This window comes from Streptomyces sp. AM25, from assembly GCF_058146165.1.
Window position 1 is genome coordinate 1 of record NZ_JBKIWN010000059.1, and the last position, 16,165, is coordinate 16,165.

Here is a 16,165-nt window from a genome sequence, read left to right on the forward strand (position 1 = left end):
CGATGTAGAAGAAATCTTCCGACGTGATGCTGCACTGGTGATGGAGGTAGGCCCTCCGGGACCGCCCATGCAGGGGGAGGTCTCAAACCGCCGTAGGTTGCTCCGGTGAATGAGCCGGGGTGATGAGCACTGCGGAAAAGGCGCACAAGATGCGTCAGGTGCGTGCCGAGAAGGCGAACGCGAGTGAACCACTGCTGAAGTGTCGTAAGCGTATGAGTGGTTGCCGAAACCGGGGTCCAGTTGTTGCCCCGGGACGAGTCTGGCGGGGTCCTGTATTCCTGGCCAGGTGGCGGCCCGGCATGAAGGTGGCGCGAGCTCGGTGACAGGCACCAGTGCGGAACGTGGGAACCCCTCGCCGCGATGCAGTCAACTGGCCTTTGTTGAGGGCTGGTTGGCGATAAGGGAGAACCTCAAACAGCTGAAACTGTGAGGGGCAGAGTACCGATGCGTGGCAGGGGGACGGACCGCCTCGTAGTAGTGATGAAACTCCCGTAATGGGGGTGGAGCGAAGGGGGCGGATTGCTCGGATCTTGTTTGGTGGTCAACCGGAGTTCCCGGGAGGAGCCAGTTGAACGGATCAAGGCCGCAGGCCGAGACCAAGTCGTTTTACATTCCCAAGTCGATGGTGTGGGAGGCGTATCAGAGGGTCAAAGCCAATCGGGGTGCACCCGGAGTGGACGGCGTCACGATCGAGCAGTTCGAGCAGAACCTTTCGAGGAACCTGTTCAAGCTGTGGAATCGCATGTCGTCCGGTTCGTATTTCCCTCCGGCGGTGAAGGCCGTCGAGATCCCCAAGGCGGGCGGGAAAGGTGTCCGTGTGCTTGGGGTGCCTTCTGTTTCTGACCGGATCGCTCAGACGGTGGCCGCGATGTATCTGGAGAGGCGGGTGGAGCCTGTGTTCCATCCGGACTCCTACGGCTACCGGCCCAGGCGGTCGGCGTTGGACGCGGTGGAGCAGTGCCGGCGGCGTTGCTGGCGCAGCGACTGGGTGGTCGATCTCGACATCCGGGCGTTCTTCGACAGCGTGGACCATGAGCTGATGCTCAGGGCCGTCGAGCGGCATATCGATGAGGACGGGAAGTGGGTCCTGCTCTACATCAAGCGGTGGCTTGTGGCTCCGCTGGCGAAGCCGGACGGCTCGGTGCAGCAACGGGAAATCGGGACTCCCCAGGGATCGGCGATTTCCCCCGTGATGGCGAATCTGTATCTCCACTACGCGTTCGACACGTGGCTCACGCGGGAGTTCCCGCAGGTCACCTTCGAGCGGTACTGCGACGATGCGGTGATTCACTGCAAGAGTGAGAGGCAGGCCCGCCGTGTGCGGGATGCGCTCTCTGAGAGGTTGGCGCAGGTCGGTCTGGAATTGCATCCGGACAAGACTCGCATCGTCTACTGCAAGGACGCGGACCGGCGGGGCTCGTACGAGCACACGTCATTCACGTTCCTCGGGTACACGTTCCGGCCCAGGCTGGCCAAGAACCGGTACGGGAAGCACTTCGTGAACTTCCTGCCCGCGGTCAGCAAGGCGGCAATCAAGGCGATGGGAAAGGTAATGCGTTCCTGGCGCATCGCCCAGCGCAGTGACAAGTCCCTGATGGACCTTGCACGGATGTTCAACAGCGTTGTGCAGGGATGGATCAACTATTACGGGCGCTTCTACAAGTCCATGTTGTATCCCCTCCTCCGGCGTATCAACAGAATGTTGGTGGGCTGGGCTTGCCAGAAGTACAAACGACTGCGCCGCCGGGAGAAGAGGGCGGGAGAACTACTGGCGGGCACAGCCCGCCGCTACCCGAATCTGTTCGCTCATTGGCGGTTCGGCCTCAAACCTGATGGCTGGGCGATGGGAGCCGTGTGAGCCGAGAGGCTCCCGCACGGTTCTGCGAGCGGCGGCGGGTGAGATCCCCGCCGCCGACTCACCCGGTGGTGCACTGTGTGAGCTTGCGCCAGGCTGAAAAGGTCCTGGCCGCGCTCTCCGAGCGGATGGCCGAGGTCGGGCTGGAGTTGCACCCGGACAAGACCCGGATCGTCTACTGCAAGGATGTCAAGCGGCGTGGCTCGTACGACCACACCGCTTTTGACTTCCTTGGGTACACCTTCCGGGGGCGCGGAACGCGACGGAAGGACGGGACGATGGTCACGAGCTTCCTTCCCGCGATCAGCAAGGACGCATTGAAGAGGGTCAGCGGACAGGTGCGGGCATGGAAGCTGCACCGGCACGTTGGTCTATCCGAAGCGGACCTTGCCTGCTGGATCAATCCGGTGGTGCAGGGTTGGATGAATTACTACGGCGCCTTTTACCGATCGGCGCTGTATCCCCTCCTGGCCCGCATCAATTCCTACCTGATGCGGTGGATCCGCAATAAGTATCGACGGTTGCACGGGGCTGTACCTGGAGGACGCGGAGTACGGCAGCCTGGGCTACGACGGGCACCACGACTGGCCGGTGCTGCAGGGCCGCTACACCCTGTGCGTGCTGTTCGAGTACGCGGCCACCCTCGGCCTGATCGACGTCCGCTACACCACCCCGGACGGCGCCCGGAACGACTTCCACCACATGTGGGGCGCCGACGAACTGGAGCGGCTCAGCCGCTACGACGGGTTCGTCGCCAGGTCAGGACTCCACGGTACGAGGGGAAGGTCACTTCGCACTTCCCCAGCACCGAGGGCCAAACTCACAGCGAGTCACCGACCGTTGCTGTCAACAGCTCAGTGACTGCTCGGCCCAGATGACCTTGCCTCGCGCAGTGTAGCGGGTTCCCCATCGGTCGGCGAGCTGAGCGATGAGGAAGAGACCACGGCCGCCTTCGTCCTCCGCGGCCGCGTAGCGCAGGTGTGGCGAGGTGCTGCTGGTATCGGAGACTTCGCAGACCAGGGTGCAGTCGTACAACAGCCGCACGCCGATCAGTCCTGGCGCGTATCGGATGGCGTTGGTGATTAGTTCGCTGAGGATCAGCTCGGTGGTGAAAGCCTTGTCTTCCAAGCCCCACAGACTTAGCTGCTGACCGATCTCGCGGCGTACGCCAGCCACGGCCACAGGATCGGGAGGGACGGCCCAGTCGGTTACCCGCTCTGCCGGGAGAACGCGGGTGCGGGCGACGAGCAGGGCAATGTCGTCGCTCTGCCGGGAGACAGGTAGGGCGCGAAGTACCCCCTCGCAGACCTCCTGTGGGTCGTGGCCGGAGTGTGTGAGGAAGGTGCGCAAGACGCTTAGGTTCTCGTCGATACTGTGCTCTCGGTCCTCGACGAGACCATCGGTGAACATTACCAGGCAGCTGCCTTCGGGCAAGCGCAGCTCTGTTGCCTCGAACGGTAGCCCGTCCACGCCTAGGGGCAGACCGGCAGGCAGTTCCGGGATCTCCACGGTGCCATCGGGGTACACGATAGCAGGCGGCGTGTGGCCAGCTCGGGCCAAAGTGCAGGTGCCGGACACGGGATCGTAGATCGCGTACAGACAGGTGGCACCCGCGATCGCTTCCCCTTTGTCTGTTGTGGCCGCTTCCTGGTCGATGCGGCCAACCAGTTCGTCGAGGTGGCCCAGGAGTTCGTCGGGCGGCAGGTCGAGGGAGGAGAAGTTCTGCACGGCCGTGCGCAGCCGGCCCATCGTGGCGGCGGCGTGCAGGCCGTGGCCGACCACGTCGCCGACGACCAGGGCGACCCGGGCGCCGGGCAGCGGGATGACGTCGAACCAGTCGCCGCCTACCCCGGCCTGGGCCGGCAGGTAGCGGTGGGCAATGTCGAGAGCGTTCTGCTCGGGCAGTACACGGGGCAGCAGGCTGTGCTGCAGGGTCACGGCCATGGCATGCTCGCGGGTGAAGCGCCGTGCGTTGTCGATGCACACCGCGGCGCGGACTGCCAGCTCCTCGGCCAGCGACAGATCGTCCTCCTCGAAGGAGTTGCTCTCGTGCGTGCGCCAGAAGCTGATCACCCCCATCAGGACACCGCGCGCTGTGAGGGGCACGGTGATTAGCGACTGGAATCCGAAGTCCAGGAGCTGCTGGGTACGTTCTGTGTCAGGCATGCCCCACTCGGGTGCGATTGACATGTCGGTGACCAGAACTGGCCGTTCACTGGTGAATCCCTGGGCCTGCGGGGCGGGCCTGGTAAAGGTGATCGGCTCACCCGCATGGTGCAATGGGTGATCACCGCGCACCCCGCTAAGTGCAACACGGCATAGGGTGAGTGTGCGGTCATCTGGTGCCGTCTGAGGTTCCTCGCCGCTCAGCACCGGCCCGGCGAGGTCGACCGTAGCGTAGTCGGCGAAGCGGGGCACAGCCACGGAAGCCACTTCCTCGGCGGTCCGGCGGATGTCGAGGGTGGTCCCGACAGCGACACTTGCGTCATGCAGCAGACTCAGCCGACTTTGAGCGAGTTCCGCCGTTCCCGCAAGGGCACTCAGCTCGGTGGCGTCGCGCAGGGTGGCTACACTGCCCGATGGTTCCCCGCCGCGGTTTGTCGTCCGGACATTCACCACCAGCAATCGCTTCCCCAAGGGCAGTACTTCGTCACTGGCATCAGTCATGGATGCCAGCAGCTCAGCAGCCCGGGGAACGAGAGCGAGGCTGGCAATGGCCCGGCCTTCGGCGTCCGCGGGAAGCCCCAAGAGCCTACGGGCCTCGTCATTTGCGAGGATAACGGTCCCGTCGACGTCAACGATTACCACGCCCTCGCGCACTGCGTGCAGCACCGCGTCGTGGTGTTCGTACATACGAGCCATCTCGGCAGGGCCAAGGCCGTGGGTCTGCCGCCGCAGCCGCTTGCTGACGAGCACAGAACCGGCTGTCGCCAGGGCCACTGACACGGCACCAGCTCCTGCTACGACTGGCAACTGTTGGTGGACTGCGCTGCTCACGGACCTGACGGTGATTCCTGACGCCACTGCGCCGGTAACCGCGTTGTGAGCGTCAGTCACAGGGACCACGGCCTCCACCAGCGGACCAAGGGAACCGTTGATGTCCTCGACCGTAGCCCGGCCTGCCAGGGCTGGGCCAAGCGTGCCTACAAACTTCTTGCCGATCAGCCGCGGATCGGGGTGTGTGTAGCGGATGCCTTGCCGGTTCATGGCGATGACGAAATCGACCTTGCCCTGTTTGCGAATGGCTTCGGCCAGTGGCTGGAGCACCGCGGCCGGGTTGGGGCCACGCAGTGCAGACGCCATACCAGGGCCGTGCGCGAAGGACTCGGCAGTGGTGAGTGAAAGGGCCCGAGCTGTGCGGAGCCCATCACTCTGCGCCTTCAGCAGCAGAGCCGTCACCGCGGCAGCGACCAGCAGCAGCACAATCAGCACCTGAAGCGCCAGTATCTGACCGGCAACGCTGCCGGCCCCGGGCAATAGCGGCCGACGGCGCACCGGCCGCTCTCCCCGGCACGAAACCATCTGTCCGCTGTGGGAGGAACGATCCCTATGTCTAGGCATGCGCCATATGTACTTCACTGCATTTGCCTGACCGGCACACGCCACACCGGGAACACACATCATCGGGGCCCGTAGACGGTGCCTTCACCTCGGATCTTGGACTGTTGCACGACGCTGGCGGTGTGCATGACGGCGATGGCGTGGGGGTCTGTCGAGTTAGGAGCATGCCGGGACTGGTCCGAAAACGAATGATGGGCCCTGGCCACCGGGGTGGTGGCTGTGGTGTGTGGTCATGAGGCTTCGATGGGGGGCGAAGCGGACGTGCAGCCGAGGCCGTTGGCCTGTCGGGCGACGCGGCGCATGGCGCGTTCGGGGTCGTGTCCGGAGTAGGAGTCGCCTGACGGCGGAAATGCGAAGCGGCTCTGATCAACATCTCGGGATGACCGAGCGTGATCGGTTCATGGGGTGAGGAGGATTCGGCGTCGGAGGAGGTCGAAGTTGGCTCGTCCGTAGCCTTGGCGTTTGAGGAATTTGATCCTTCTGTGGAATCAGGATTGTCAAGCTTGCGGTGCTTTGCCCTGCCGGACGTCGACAATCGGCAGGAGGGTCGAGTCCGGCGGGACGTCGAGCTGGCGGGGTGTCGGCCCGGCCGGGGTGGGGATGTCGGCGAGGCGTCCCAGGAGGCGGTCGAGGGCTGCCTGGCCGTCGTCGACGGCGGCCTGCTCGTCCTCGGACAGGGGGATCATCGCTCGCATCTTCTGCAAGTTGTCTTTTGCTTCGAGGAGTTGGGCCTTGCTGGAGTCCTTTGGGGTGTAGAAGTCGCAGCGTGCGCAGGCCATGCGGTGCGGGCATTGTTCGAAGAAGGTGTAGGTGCAGTAGCCGTGGCCGAGGTCGTAGTGCTGCCACGGTTCGCCGGCTGCGGCGGCGCCGGAGGTGACCGCGTCGCGGTCGACCAGAACCTCGATGGTGCGGACGTTGCGGGGAAAGTACCCCGCGTCGTCGTAGGCCCGAGTCAGCGTCGTCGGGCTGATCTTCGCGTAGAACTGAGCGGACTGTGGTGAGCGATGCCCAAGCCAGGCCTGCAGCTCGAACAGGGTCATCGGCTCCTTCGCGTTGCAGAGCTGGCTGGCGATCGTGGAGCGGGCCCGGTGGCTGGTGATGTTCCCGCGGACGTCGACGGTGGGGACGCCGGCCTTGCGGCAGAGCATCGGGATGACGGTGTTGTTGATGTAGGCGGAGGAGACTTTCCGGGCCCGGAAGGCAAACAGTGGGTCCACGAGTTCGCCGGTGCGACGGTCGGTGAACTTCGGCTGGTCGGGCCGGATGGCCTGCCAGGCGTCGAGGGCCTGGCCCATGATCGGGTCGACCGGCTTGGTGAACGCGGCGCCGGTCTTGTGGGTCGGCACGTCCAGCAGGCAGACCGCGTCGCGGGCCAGGACCTGCTGCGAGTCTCCGGCGATCATGGCGCCGTCATGTTCCCAGCGGATGCAGCCGGTCCGCAGCCGGGCTATCTCATCGCTTCTCTGCCCGGAGAACAGCCAGGTCAGCGTGACCGCGCGGACGAGTTCCAGAGGGTAGAAGTTCCCGGCCTGGGTCTGCGGGAGGTCGTCCTCCTGGAGGTTCAGTCCGGCCCACATCAGCTTTGCCCAGATGTCGTCCGCGATCACGCGCGGGTCCGGGCCGAGCAGGGCCGCGATGCTGCGCGGGGTGGCCAGCGCGCGCTGCGGATCGAACCGTCGGGGTATCCACTCCCACTCCTGGAGATCGCGGAAGAACGTACGGACCGCGGTGAGATGCCCGGCCGTGGACGGCGCCTCCAGCGGTTTGCCGAGGCGGTCCTTGAGGCTGGCGGTGCGCTGGAGGTAGTCGCCGACCTTCATCCGGTCCACCGCGGCGACCCAGGTCGCGCAGGTCTTGCGGGTCCAGCCAGCCGGATCGGCGGCCTCGGGATGCTCGGCCTCGATCCACCGGCCGGCCTTGAAGAGCGTCGCGCGCAGGCTCCCGCGGACCCGGGGTGTGAGCGTGGAGGTCGCGTACCAACGCTCAACCCACGCCGCCCAGGCCGGTGAGCCCCCGCTCGCCCGCGCCGAGTGACGGCCGGTCATCCGCTGCGGCGGCTCACAGAAGCCCAGCTCGGCGACGGCCCGCTACATGGCATGCAGCGTGTTGCCCCGCGCCGCAGGCAGCAGGCGCTCGGCACGGATCCGCTCGAACAAGGTAGTGGTCAGGTCCTCCAGGTGCGGGCTGCGGTTGAGGAGCAGGACCTGGCAGACCACCATCGGCAGCAGCTGGTCGTCCTCGCGGCCGAGCTGGTAGCCCCAGCTGGCGAGCACCGTGCGGATCCGGCGGATCTCGCCATCCACGCGGTCGCGGCCGAACACGCGCCAGGCCAGCGCGAGACGGCCAAAGCTTCCAAGCTTGTAGAAGTCGGCGAAGCCACCGAGCAGGAAGGCATGCGCGGCCAGTTGAGGACGCACCGCCTCCTCAGCCCAGACGGGAACGCTCGCGCGGAAGCTCTCCAGATCCTTGCCGAGCAGCTGGGCCCACTCCTCACCGCTCCAGGCCCAGTAAGAGTGGCCGGTCTCCGCGCATTGCAGCAACACCACCGCGGCAGCATCCAGCCGTCCCCGGCGCCGGTGCGACGTGGCCGGCTCATGCAGCGCGGCGGCAACGTCGTCCAGGGGCCGCAGCAGCCGCCGGGCCGCACGCCATCCCGGAGCGTCAGGATCGTGACGGGCCATCCGGCGCAGGTTGACCAGGCCCAACTCCGCGATGGCCCGCTTCTCCGCGGGCCGCACGGCGGCCGCAGTGTCGTAGCGGCTCGGGTCGATCGGCCATGCCCAGCGATCGGACGGATCCGGGATCGTCGAGGGCGAGACGAGCGCGGTCACCGGGAAGCCTCCCCAGCGGCGTCATCGCTGGTGAGGGCCTGGATGCGCCAGGCGTGAATGTGCTCCATGCCGCGGGCGAGCTTGTCGGCCAGCTCGCGGCCGGACAAGTGGATGTACTGCAGAGTGGAGTCGGTGTGCCGGTGTCCGGCAAACGCAGCGATCGCATGCACCTCCCAGCCCATCCGGGCCAGATCCGTCAGGCACAGATGCCGCGTGGTGTGCGTCGAGAACCGCTCGACACCTGAGGCCAGCGCGATCTTGAGTACCACTTTCGACCACGTCCACAGGCTCAGCGGCTGGGCGTGATTCCGGCGCGATTCCGACAGGAACAGCGGCCCACGGGCCCGGCTGATCGAGGCCCGGTGAACGAGGTAGTCCGACAGCAGCACCCCGGTCGACGCCGAGTACGGCACCACCCGCTCCAGCCGGTTCTTCGTCGTCTCCGCCCGTATCCGCAGTGTGCGATGGGCCGGATCGACATCGTCGGTCCGCAGTGAGCAGAGCTCTTCGCGCCGCAAGGCGGCGTCGTAGGCCAGGGCGAGCATGACGCGGTTGCGGACCGGCTCCTGCCGGGCCACTTCCAGGATGCGCAGCCACTGCTGTTCGCCGGGAATCCACGGCAGCTTCGTCAGCCGTGGCACCAGGCCGCGCTGATGGCCGCCCTGGCGTCGGCCGGGGGTGTAACGGCCTCGGCCGACGGGGTTGGACTCCCGCAGCCCCTCTTCCATGAGGAAGTCGTAGAACAGGCGCACCGGCACCAGGCGCTGCTGGATCGTCGCATTCGCCAGCCCCGCCCCGGAGTCGATCGAGATCACGTTCTCACCCCGCCGGTGCGGTCGCGACATCAACTCCCGTACATAGATGGCGATATGTGCGCGATTCGCGGTGACCGGGTCGACGTCCTCGCGCTCGCACATCAGCATGTACTCGGCCAGTCCCCGGCCGTAGGCATCGATCGTGCGCGGTGCACGTCCGAGATCCGCCCAGATCGTCAGCCAGGTCGCCGCCTGCTCGTGCCGGCCGAGCACCGGCCACTTCTCCGTCAGCACTGTCGTGCCGCTCAAGACATCTCCCAAGTCCGTGGTTGCACCGGAGAGACATGATCACCCCGGCAGATTCCACGTAACTTTTAGGTTCACGTGTCCCTCGACCATGCCGCTGGAGTAGGGGAGGGTGAGGTCGGCGGTCACGGCGCCGAGGTCCTTGCGGAGGTTGCGGGCGAAGCCGCGCAGGGGTGGCAGGTCGCTGCCCTCGGCTGCCTTGATCCAGCGCGGCAGTAGGCGGCCGGCGAGGTTCTTCATCATGCGGGCGAAATCCCCGATGTGCCTGCGGAGGTCGGCGAGTTCGTGGCAGTCGGCCAGGATGCGCTTGAGGCGGAGCTGCTGGCCGGAGGCGAGGTTGTCGGGGTGGCGGGTGAGCCAGCCGACGGCCTGCCGGACGGCGGGTGCCTCGGACCGTTTGGGTGTCGGGGCCTCTGCGGACCGCAGGGGTTCGAGCCAGCGGCGGACGGTGCGGCTGGTGCCGCGGTAGCCGCGCTGCCGGATCTCGCGGAACGGCCTGCCGCTGTCCGTGCAACCCTCCTGCCAGCGCATGTTGAGGTATTCGGCCCAGGGTTGCAGCATCCGCCGGCCCTGCGGCGGTGGGCGACGACGCACTTCTCGACCGTCTTGCACAGATTCTGCCATAAATGGAAGCGGTCGGCGACCTGGACCGCGTGCGGAGCCGCGAGGCGGACGGCCTCGGCGTAGGCGCTGGCCCGGTCGCGGCAGACGATCTCGGCGCCGGGGTGTTTCCTGAGCCGGGCGGTGAAGGTCTCCGCGGTCCGGTCGGGGAGCACGTCGACGACACGGCCGGTCTCGATGTCGGTCAGGACGGTGCCGTAGACGTGCCCGCGCGTTATCTGGAGCCGCCCGGAGGGCGTCCTCTACGTCGTTCAGGGACTCGACGGCCCCGGTGATCTGCGTGGTGGAGGTGGTTATCTACCGCCGTCCATGACGTAGACTTCCGGAGGTTCCATGCTTGTTCAGAGGGTCGTGTCACCGGTGACACGACAGGAATCGTGGACGGTCCTCGGTGAGGACGACGTGCCGGTCGGTCCGATCGAGCGGTACCTGTCGTATCTCACCGACATCGAGAGATCGCCGAACACCGTCAAGGCGTACGCACACGACCTCAAGGACTACTTCGGCTTCCTCACACAGCACGGCCTGGACTGGCGTGAGGTGCGGCTGGAAGACCTCGGCGAGTTCGTGGCATGGCTGCGCCGGCCGCCGCGAATGCGCAACGGCGTCGTCGCTGTCTTGCCCTCGGTCGAAGCGCACTGCACGGAATCGACGGTGAACCGGAAGCTCTCCGCACTCTCCGCGTTCTACGAGCACGCCGCCCGAAACGGCGTCGACCTGGGCGAGCTGCTGATCACTTGGCAGCCGGCCGGGCGGCGCCGCGGCTCATGGAAGCCGTTCTTGCATCATGTCAGCGCGGGCCGGCCGGTCGCACGCCGGACGATCAGCTTGAAGGCGCCCAAGAAGCTGCCCCGCGTCCTGACGGCGGCCGAGACCCAGAGCGTTCTGGACGCCTGCGGCCGGCTGCGGGACCGGTTCCTGTTCGCGCTCCTGCACGAAAGCGGGGTGCGGATCGGCGAGGCCCTCGGGCTGCGGCATGAGGACATCGCCCCGGCGGAGTGCGAACTGTCCGTCATTCCCAGGGTGAACGACAACGGGGCCCGCACCAAGTCCCGCCAGGCACGGCAGATCCCTGTCAGCGCCGAGTTGGTACGGCTGTATGCCGACTACCTGCACGGCGAGTACGGCGATCTCGACTCCGACTACGTCTTCGTCAATCTCTGGGGCCGTCCGCACGGGCGCCCCTTGGCCTATGCCGCGGTCTATGACCTGGTTCGACGCATCCGCCGCACGACGGGGATGGACTTCGATCCGCACTGGTTCCGGCACGGAGCGGCCACCAGGATGCTCCGCGACGGGGTTCCCATCGAGGTGGTCTCCAAGGTCCTGGGACATGCCGACATCAGCACCACGATCGACACCTATGGGCACCTCACCGCCGAGGACGCCCGCCGGGTTCTGGAAGAGGCGGGCTGGTTCGCCGGCCGGGAGGTGACGTTGTGACACCACGCATCCCGGATCCCGTCCGGCCCCACGAGACATCTCCGGTCGACTACCCGGCCGGTCTGCGCGAGAAGCTGATGGGAGCGGTCCGCCCCGAATTCCGGGCAGCGGTCCTGATCATCGAGCCCGACGACCCCGTGTTCGGCAGCGGTCCCTGCCTGGTCGGCTCCTGTCAACGGGCTGCTCGTCTGCACGGAATGTGCAGTGCACACCATCAGCGGTGGAACGACGAAGGACGGCCGGACAAGAAGGAGTTCGCCGCGAGCACGCCAGCTCAGATCCGCGGGGACGGGACCCTGCCGTCCTGCTCGGTGGCCGGATGCGGATACGGCCGGAACAGCACCGGGCTATGCATCACCCACGTCCGGCAGTGGCACCTGGCCGACCGCCCCGACATCGACACCTGGCTGAGCACACGCTCCCCGGTCACCACCCCCGCACCGCACGGACAATGCCGGGTCGTCTCCTGCGAGTTGTGGGCGACCGCCCGGATTCCGCTGTGTGTCTCACACGCCCAGCGGTGGCGCAAGGCCGGACGCCCCGACGTCGAAGCATTCGCCGTCGCCCACGAACAGACCCCGCACCACAGCGAGACGATCGACCTGCTCCGACTACCGCCGCGGCTGCGGCTGGAGATCCAGTACGCCCTCCAGCAACGCAGTGACCAGCAGCTGGCCCGGCTCATCCCCAAGCAGATCCGTCACGCTGTCAACGTGCTCGCCCACACCGGCATGAACTCCCTGCTGGAGTGGCCCGAGCCCGTCTGGCGGGAGCGTATCCAGTCCACCCTCAAGGGCCGCAAGGCATCCGGGCCGTTCCTGGCCTACGCCCGAACCCAGACCGAGAACCTGTGCCACGGCACCGGATGGGAGATCGAATATCCCCGCGACGAATGGCGACTGCGCAACCTCGGCATCCAGGACATGCGCACAAGGCTCTGCTTCGGCAGCATCGGCCAGCCCTGGCTGAAGGACCTCGTCAAACGCTGGGCGCGATGGCGAATGGCCAGCGGGCTCAGCGTCGAGCAGGTCAGTAACGGCATCCTCGCCCTCAACCGGTTCGCCGCGTTCCTCACCCGGCCCGAACTCAACATCGAGGGCCTGGCCGACGTCCACCGCAGTGTGCTGGAGCGATACCTCGCCGAGCTGCAGACTCTGGGCCGCACGGATAACCATCGCCGCGCGATCGGCCAGCTGGGCATCTTCCTGACCGACATCCGCCGACACCGCTGGGACGCCTCGCTGCCCGCGGACGCAGTCCTGTTCACCGAGGACGTCCCCCGTCAGGCCAAGCGCCTTCCCAGGGCCCTGGCCGAGCACGTCATGGCCCAGGTCGAAGACCCCGCCAACCTCGACCGGTGGCAAGACCCCGTCTACCGGCTGATCACCATCATCCTGATGCGCTGCGGACTCCGCCTCAAGGACGCCTGTCGGCTGCCATTCGACTGCCTCGTCCATGACGCCGACGGCGCCCCCTACCTGCGCTATCTCAACCACAAGATGAAACGCGAAGCCCTCGTCCCGATCGACGAAGAACTCGAACACGACATCCGGGACCAGCAACGGCGGCTTCTTGAACGATGGCCCGCAGGCGTCCCGGTCCTCTTCCCCAGGAAGCTGAAGAATCTCCACGGGCAGGTGCCGATGCGCGGTGACACCTACCGCCAGGTGCTCAACCCCTGGCTGGAACGCTGCGACATCCGCGACGCCAACGGCCAGCCCGTCCACCTGACGCCGCATCAATGGCGGCACACCCTGGGCACGAGGCTCATCAACCGCGACGTTCCCCAGGAAGTCGTACGCAAAATCCTCGATCACGACTCGCACGAGATGACCGCTCACTATGCGAACCCTCGGGAATTGCATCAGATGGGCGAGAAGTCGCAGGTCACGAGGTCAGGGCATGGTCCGACGCGACCTCTATCCTCCTGCAGCCTAGCGGCCTGAGCTGGGAGTTTGGCGATCAGATCCCATCTGATGCAAGATTTGCCCTCTGGAGGGGAGGGTGGAAGTGGGTCTTCAGCGACGTGCGGACCTGGCAGGGGCGGCTCATCTGGAGCTGGTCTCCGGAGTGGTCCAGCTGCGTCCGCAGGACGCGATGGTCGAGGCGATGCTGCGGGGGTGGCGGGCTCAGCAGGCTGCCCGCGGGCTCCGCGAGGAGACGGTCACTGCCCGGGAACGGCTCGTGCACCGGTTTCTGGAGTACACCAACGAATACCCGTGGGCCTGGACGCCGGGGCATGTGGATGAGTGGTCACTGTGGCTGACCAGCGAGAAACACCTGGCTCCGTCCACGATCCGCAGCTACCAGGGCAGCCTGCGCCTGTTCAGCGAATTCCTCATCGATGGCCGCTACGGCTGGGCGGTGGCCTGCGAGGACGCTTTCGGCACCCATCCCGTGGCGATCTGTCACGAGTGGAACACCATTGCCCACCTCAACGACTACGAGGGCAGCCCGGAGGCAAGGCCGTTCACGCGTGAGGAGATCCAGCTCTTCCTCGACTACGCCGACGACCAGGTCGAGCGGGCGATACGGGCCAAGCGCAAGGGAGCCCTCGCTGCCTACCGGGACGCCACGCTGTTCAAGGTCATCTACGGGTGGGGCCTGCGCCGCACCGAGGCGGCCAAGCTCGATCTGGTGGACTTCGGCCGCAATGCATCAGCTCCGCAGTTCGGCCGGTACGGCACGCTCAACGTCCGCTACGGCAAGGCCAAGAAGGGGCAGCCGCCCCGGCGCCGGAACGTGCTGTCGGTGATGGACTGGGCGGTGGAGGCGGTCGCCGACTACGTGGAGAACGTACGGCCGCGGTTCGGCTGCGAGAATGATCCTGCTCTGTGGGTGACCGAGCGGGGCGGCCGGATCAAGCCGGCAGAGATCAACGCCAGGTTCGTTGCCTACCGCGACGCTCTGAAGCTCCCGAAGGAGTTGACCGTCCACTCCGCTCGCCACTCCTACGTCACCCACCTCACCGAGGACGGGGTCGACCGGCGCTTTATCCAGTCGCAAGTCGGTCACGAGAATGACAGCTCCACCGCCATCTACACGCACGTCAGCGACGACTTCATGAACACCATGCTCCATAAGGCACTCGCGCCTGCCCTCGCCCCGACCGACTCCGCAGACAAGGACCGCTGATGGCCGCGAAGCTGGACTACCACTGGCACCTGCGCAAAGTCATGGCCGACCGGGGCCTGTTCTCCACCACCGACCTCATCCCGCTCCTGGAGGAGCGCGGCATCACCCTGTCCTCCAGCCAGGTCTACCGGCTCGTCGTCGAGCGCCCCGAACGGCTCAGCCTGAAGATCCTCATGGCCCTGCTCGACATCGTCGACTGCACCATGGACGATCTCATCGAACCCGTCGCCGCGGCCAGCGCCGGAGCAACCAGCCGGACAAAGAAAGCAGTTGGAGCCGAGGCGGGCGTCGGCGGCCTGCGGCCCAAGCGGGCCCGAATCACCGGCACCGGCCGGCGATGATCACCGTGGACGAGCGGGCCGTCTTGGACCCGATCGGCACGGTCGTGGACCTGATTGCTGCCACCGAGACCGGACTCGATCCGGCCGTCGTCACCGCAGTATCGGAGAAGATTGCCGCTGGCCGGGCCAAGCGCCGGCGACTGGCCGCGGCACTGATGCAGGACCCCACGGTCCTGGTGCACGGCAAATCCCCCGCACCGAGAGTGGTCGGCGAACTGCTGATCGCCCTGCGAAACGCCGGGGCGACAACGGTATCCGCCCCACGCTGCGCGACCTGCGAGAAAGAGCTGCGATCGCTCCAGCGCCGGGGCCAGGCCTGGTTCTGCGGACCGTGCGTCGCGCGGCCCGAGCTCTGCTCGTCTTGCGGCCGCCTGCAGCGCGTCACGTTCCGGGACCCCCAAGGGCGCCCTCGATGTGCTCAGTGCCTCGAGACGGACCGCATTCCCGATCCGATCTCGGCGATCTGCATGACTGTCGCCGCAGTCTCTCCCGACCTGGAGAAGGACGTGGTCGCGGCGGCCGTTCACGCGACAGTCTCCTCCCTGCACCAGCAGCGTCGACTCGCTCAGGCCCTCATCGAATCCCCCGAACTACTCACTGGTCAGGGATACTTGACCCCGATCCGGTCGTTGCTGGGACTGATCGAGATCCTCGCTGATGCAGGAGCCGCAGGCATCGTCCGCCCCGCCTGCGGCCGCTGCCGACGAGTGGTACGGCTGGACAAGCCACTCGAGGGAGTCCGCGTCTGCCGCAACTGCATCGCCCGAACACGCGCGGAACCGTGCTCACGCTGCACAGCCGTACGCGAACCGGCGACCCGGGACGCCGACGGCCGACCTCTCTGCCCAGACTGCCTGAGCCGTGATCCCGCCAACTGGGAGGACTGCCACAGCTGCAGGCGAAGACGTCCAGTCGGCGCCCGCACCGAGGACGGGCCCCTCTGCCCGAGCTGCCTACAACCACCGGACCGGACCTGCGCGATCTGCGATTCCGAAGCACCCTGCGAGATCTCCAAGGCGACAGGGCGGCCCTGGTGCCGGGCATGCCAGAAACGGTGGTCACGCTGCACGCGATGCGGCGAGGTCAAACCGGTCCGCGGCGGCACCAGGACCGAGCCGCTGTGCTCAACCTGCCTCCGCCCCGAGCCGGGATTCTGGCAGCAATGCCCGGCCTGCGGCTCCGCAGACCGTCTCCGCGGCGACCGATGCGCCCGTTGCACCCTGGACACCCGGCTCCAGCACCTGCTCACCGGACCCGACGGCACGCTCCGACCCGGGCTACAGGCTCTCAGAGGGCGTTAAGTCCGTTTCTGATAGC

At 66.7% G+C, this 16,165-nt stretch carries 11 protein-coding genes and 2 pseudogenes; 7 read left to right on the forward strand and 6 right to left on the reverse strand.

Features of this window, described 5'->3' with window-relative positions; genetic code table 11:
* The first annotated feature begins 622 nt into the window (after positions 1–622).
* The 3 genes and pseudogenes from ltrA (at position 623) to ACLHRZ_RS35200 (ending at position 2,716) form a co-directional block, all read left to right on the forward strand.
* A complete protein-coding gene (gene ltrA, locus ACLHRZ_RS35190; protein ID WP_490422701.1) occupies positions 623–1,858 on the forward strand; it encodes a group II intron reverse transcriptase/maturase in 1,236 nt (411 codons plus the stop codon).
* A gap of 275 nt (positions 1,859–2,133) precedes the next feature.
* A pseudogene (locus ACLHRZ_RS35195) lies at positions 2,134–2,364 on the forward strand (group II intron maturase-specific domain-containing protein); the annotation flags it as partial.
* A gap of 82 nt (positions 2,365–2,446) precedes the next feature.
* Entirely contained in the window at positions 2,447–2,716 is a 270-nt protein-coding gene (locus ACLHRZ_RS35200) for a hypothetical protein (protein WP_490422702.1), read from the forward strand.
* Here the strand turns inward: ACLHRZ_RS35200 and ACLHRZ_RS35205 are convergent.
* The 6 genes and pseudogenes from ACLHRZ_RS35205 to ACLHRZ_RS35230 all read right to left on the reverse strand — a co-directional run.
* Positions 2,702–5,377: a SpoIIE family protein phosphatase gene (locus ACLHRZ_RS35205; protein WP_490422692.1), complete on the reverse strand. Its 2,676-nt coding sequence runs from the start codon at positions 5,375–5,377 to the stop codon at positions 2,702–2,704. The genes ACLHRZ_RS35200 and ACLHRZ_RS35205 overlap by 15 nt on opposite strands.
* Before the next feature lie 536 nt (positions 5,378–5,913).
* Entirely contained in the window at positions 5,914–7,461 is a 1,548-nt protein-coding gene (locus ACLHRZ_RS35210) for a tyrosine-type recombinase/integrase (RefSeq protein ID WP_490422693.1), read from the reverse strand.
* Positions 7,462–7,503: 42 nt separating this feature from the next.
* Positions 7,504–8,247, reverse strand: a complete 744-nt coding sequence (locus tag ACLHRZ_RS35215; RefSeq protein WP_490422694.1) for a hypothetical protein — start codon at positions 8,245–8,247, stop codon at positions 7,504–7,506.
* A complete protein-coding gene (locus ACLHRZ_RS35220) occupies positions 8,244–9,311 on the reverse strand; it encodes a tyrosine-type recombinase/integrase (protein ID WP_490422695.1) in 1,068 nt (355 codons plus the stop codon). The genes ACLHRZ_RS35215 and ACLHRZ_RS35220 overlap by 4 nt, the downstream gene beginning before the upstream one ends.
* A gap of 39 nt (positions 9,312–9,350) precedes the next feature.
* Positions 9,351–9,869 carry a DesA/ISL3 alpha bundle tail domain-containing protein gene (locus tag ACLHRZ_RS35225; RefSeq protein WP_490422696.1) on the reverse strand — a complete coding sequence of 173 codons (519 nt, stop codon included), beginning with the start codon at positions 9,867–9,869 and terminating at the stop codon, positions 9,351–9,353.
* A gap of 17 nt (positions 9,870–9,886) precedes the next feature.
* Positions 9,887–10,147 (reverse strand): annotated as a pseudogene (locus ACLHRZ_RS35230) (ISL3 family transposase); the annotation flags it as partial.
* A gap of 142 nt (positions 10,148–10,289) precedes the next feature.
* On the opposite strand from ACLHRZ_RS35230, the gene ACLHRZ_RS35235 reads away from it, so the two are divergent.
* From ACLHRZ_RS35235 to ACLHRZ_RS35250, 4 genes are all read left to right on the forward strand, one after another.
* A complete protein-coding gene (locus ACLHRZ_RS35235) occupies positions 10,290–11,372 on the forward strand; it encodes a site-specific integrase (protein ID WP_490422697.1) in 1,083 nt (360 codons plus the stop codon).
* The gene (locus ACLHRZ_RS35240) at positions 11,369–13,318 is read left to right on the forward strand and encodes a tyrosine-type recombinase/integrase (protein WP_490422698.1); all 1,950 of its coding nucleotides are present in this window, start codon (positions 11,369–11,371) and stop codon (positions 13,316–13,318) included. The genes ACLHRZ_RS35235 and ACLHRZ_RS35240 overlap by 4 nt, the downstream gene beginning before the upstream one ends.
* 64 nt (positions 13,319–13,382) lie before the next feature.
* Entirely contained in the window at positions 13,383–14,507 is a 1,125-nt protein-coding gene (locus ACLHRZ_RS35245; protein ID WP_490422699.1) for a tyrosine-type recombinase/integrase, read from the forward strand.
* Positions 14,507–14,848 carry a helix-turn-helix domain-containing protein gene (locus ACLHRZ_RS35250; protein WP_490422700.1) on the forward strand — a complete coding sequence of 114 codons (342 nt, stop codon included), beginning with the start codon at positions 14,507–14,509 and terminating at the stop codon, positions 14,846–14,848. The genes ACLHRZ_RS35245 and ACLHRZ_RS35250 overlap by 1 nt, the downstream gene beginning before the upstream one ends.
* Positions 14,849–16,165 lie beyond the last annotated feature (1,317 nt).

Excerpts from the sequence above, each read along its gene's own strand:
- ltrA (WP_490422701.1), top strand. The coding sequence starts at position 623 with ATGGTGTGGGAGGCGTATCAGAGGGTCAAAGCCAATCGGGGTGCACCC.
- ACLHRZ_RS35205 (WP_490422692.1), bottom strand. The coding sequence starts at position 5,377 with ATGGTTTCGTGCCGGGGAGAGCGGCCGGTGCGCCGTCGGCCGCTATTG.
- ACLHRZ_RS35210 (WP_490422693.1), bottom strand. The coding sequence starts at position 7,461 with ATGACCGGCCGTCACTCGGCGCGGGCGAGCGGGGGCTCACCGGCCTGG.
- ACLHRZ_RS35225 (WP_490422696.1), bottom strand. The coding sequence starts at position 9,869 with ATGCTGCAACCCTGGGCCGAATACCTCAACATGCGCTGGCAGGAGGGT.
- ACLHRZ_RS35250 (WP_490422700.1), top strand. The coding sequence starts at position 14,507 with ATGGCCGCGAAGCTGGACTACCACTGGCACCTGCGCAAAGTCATGGCC.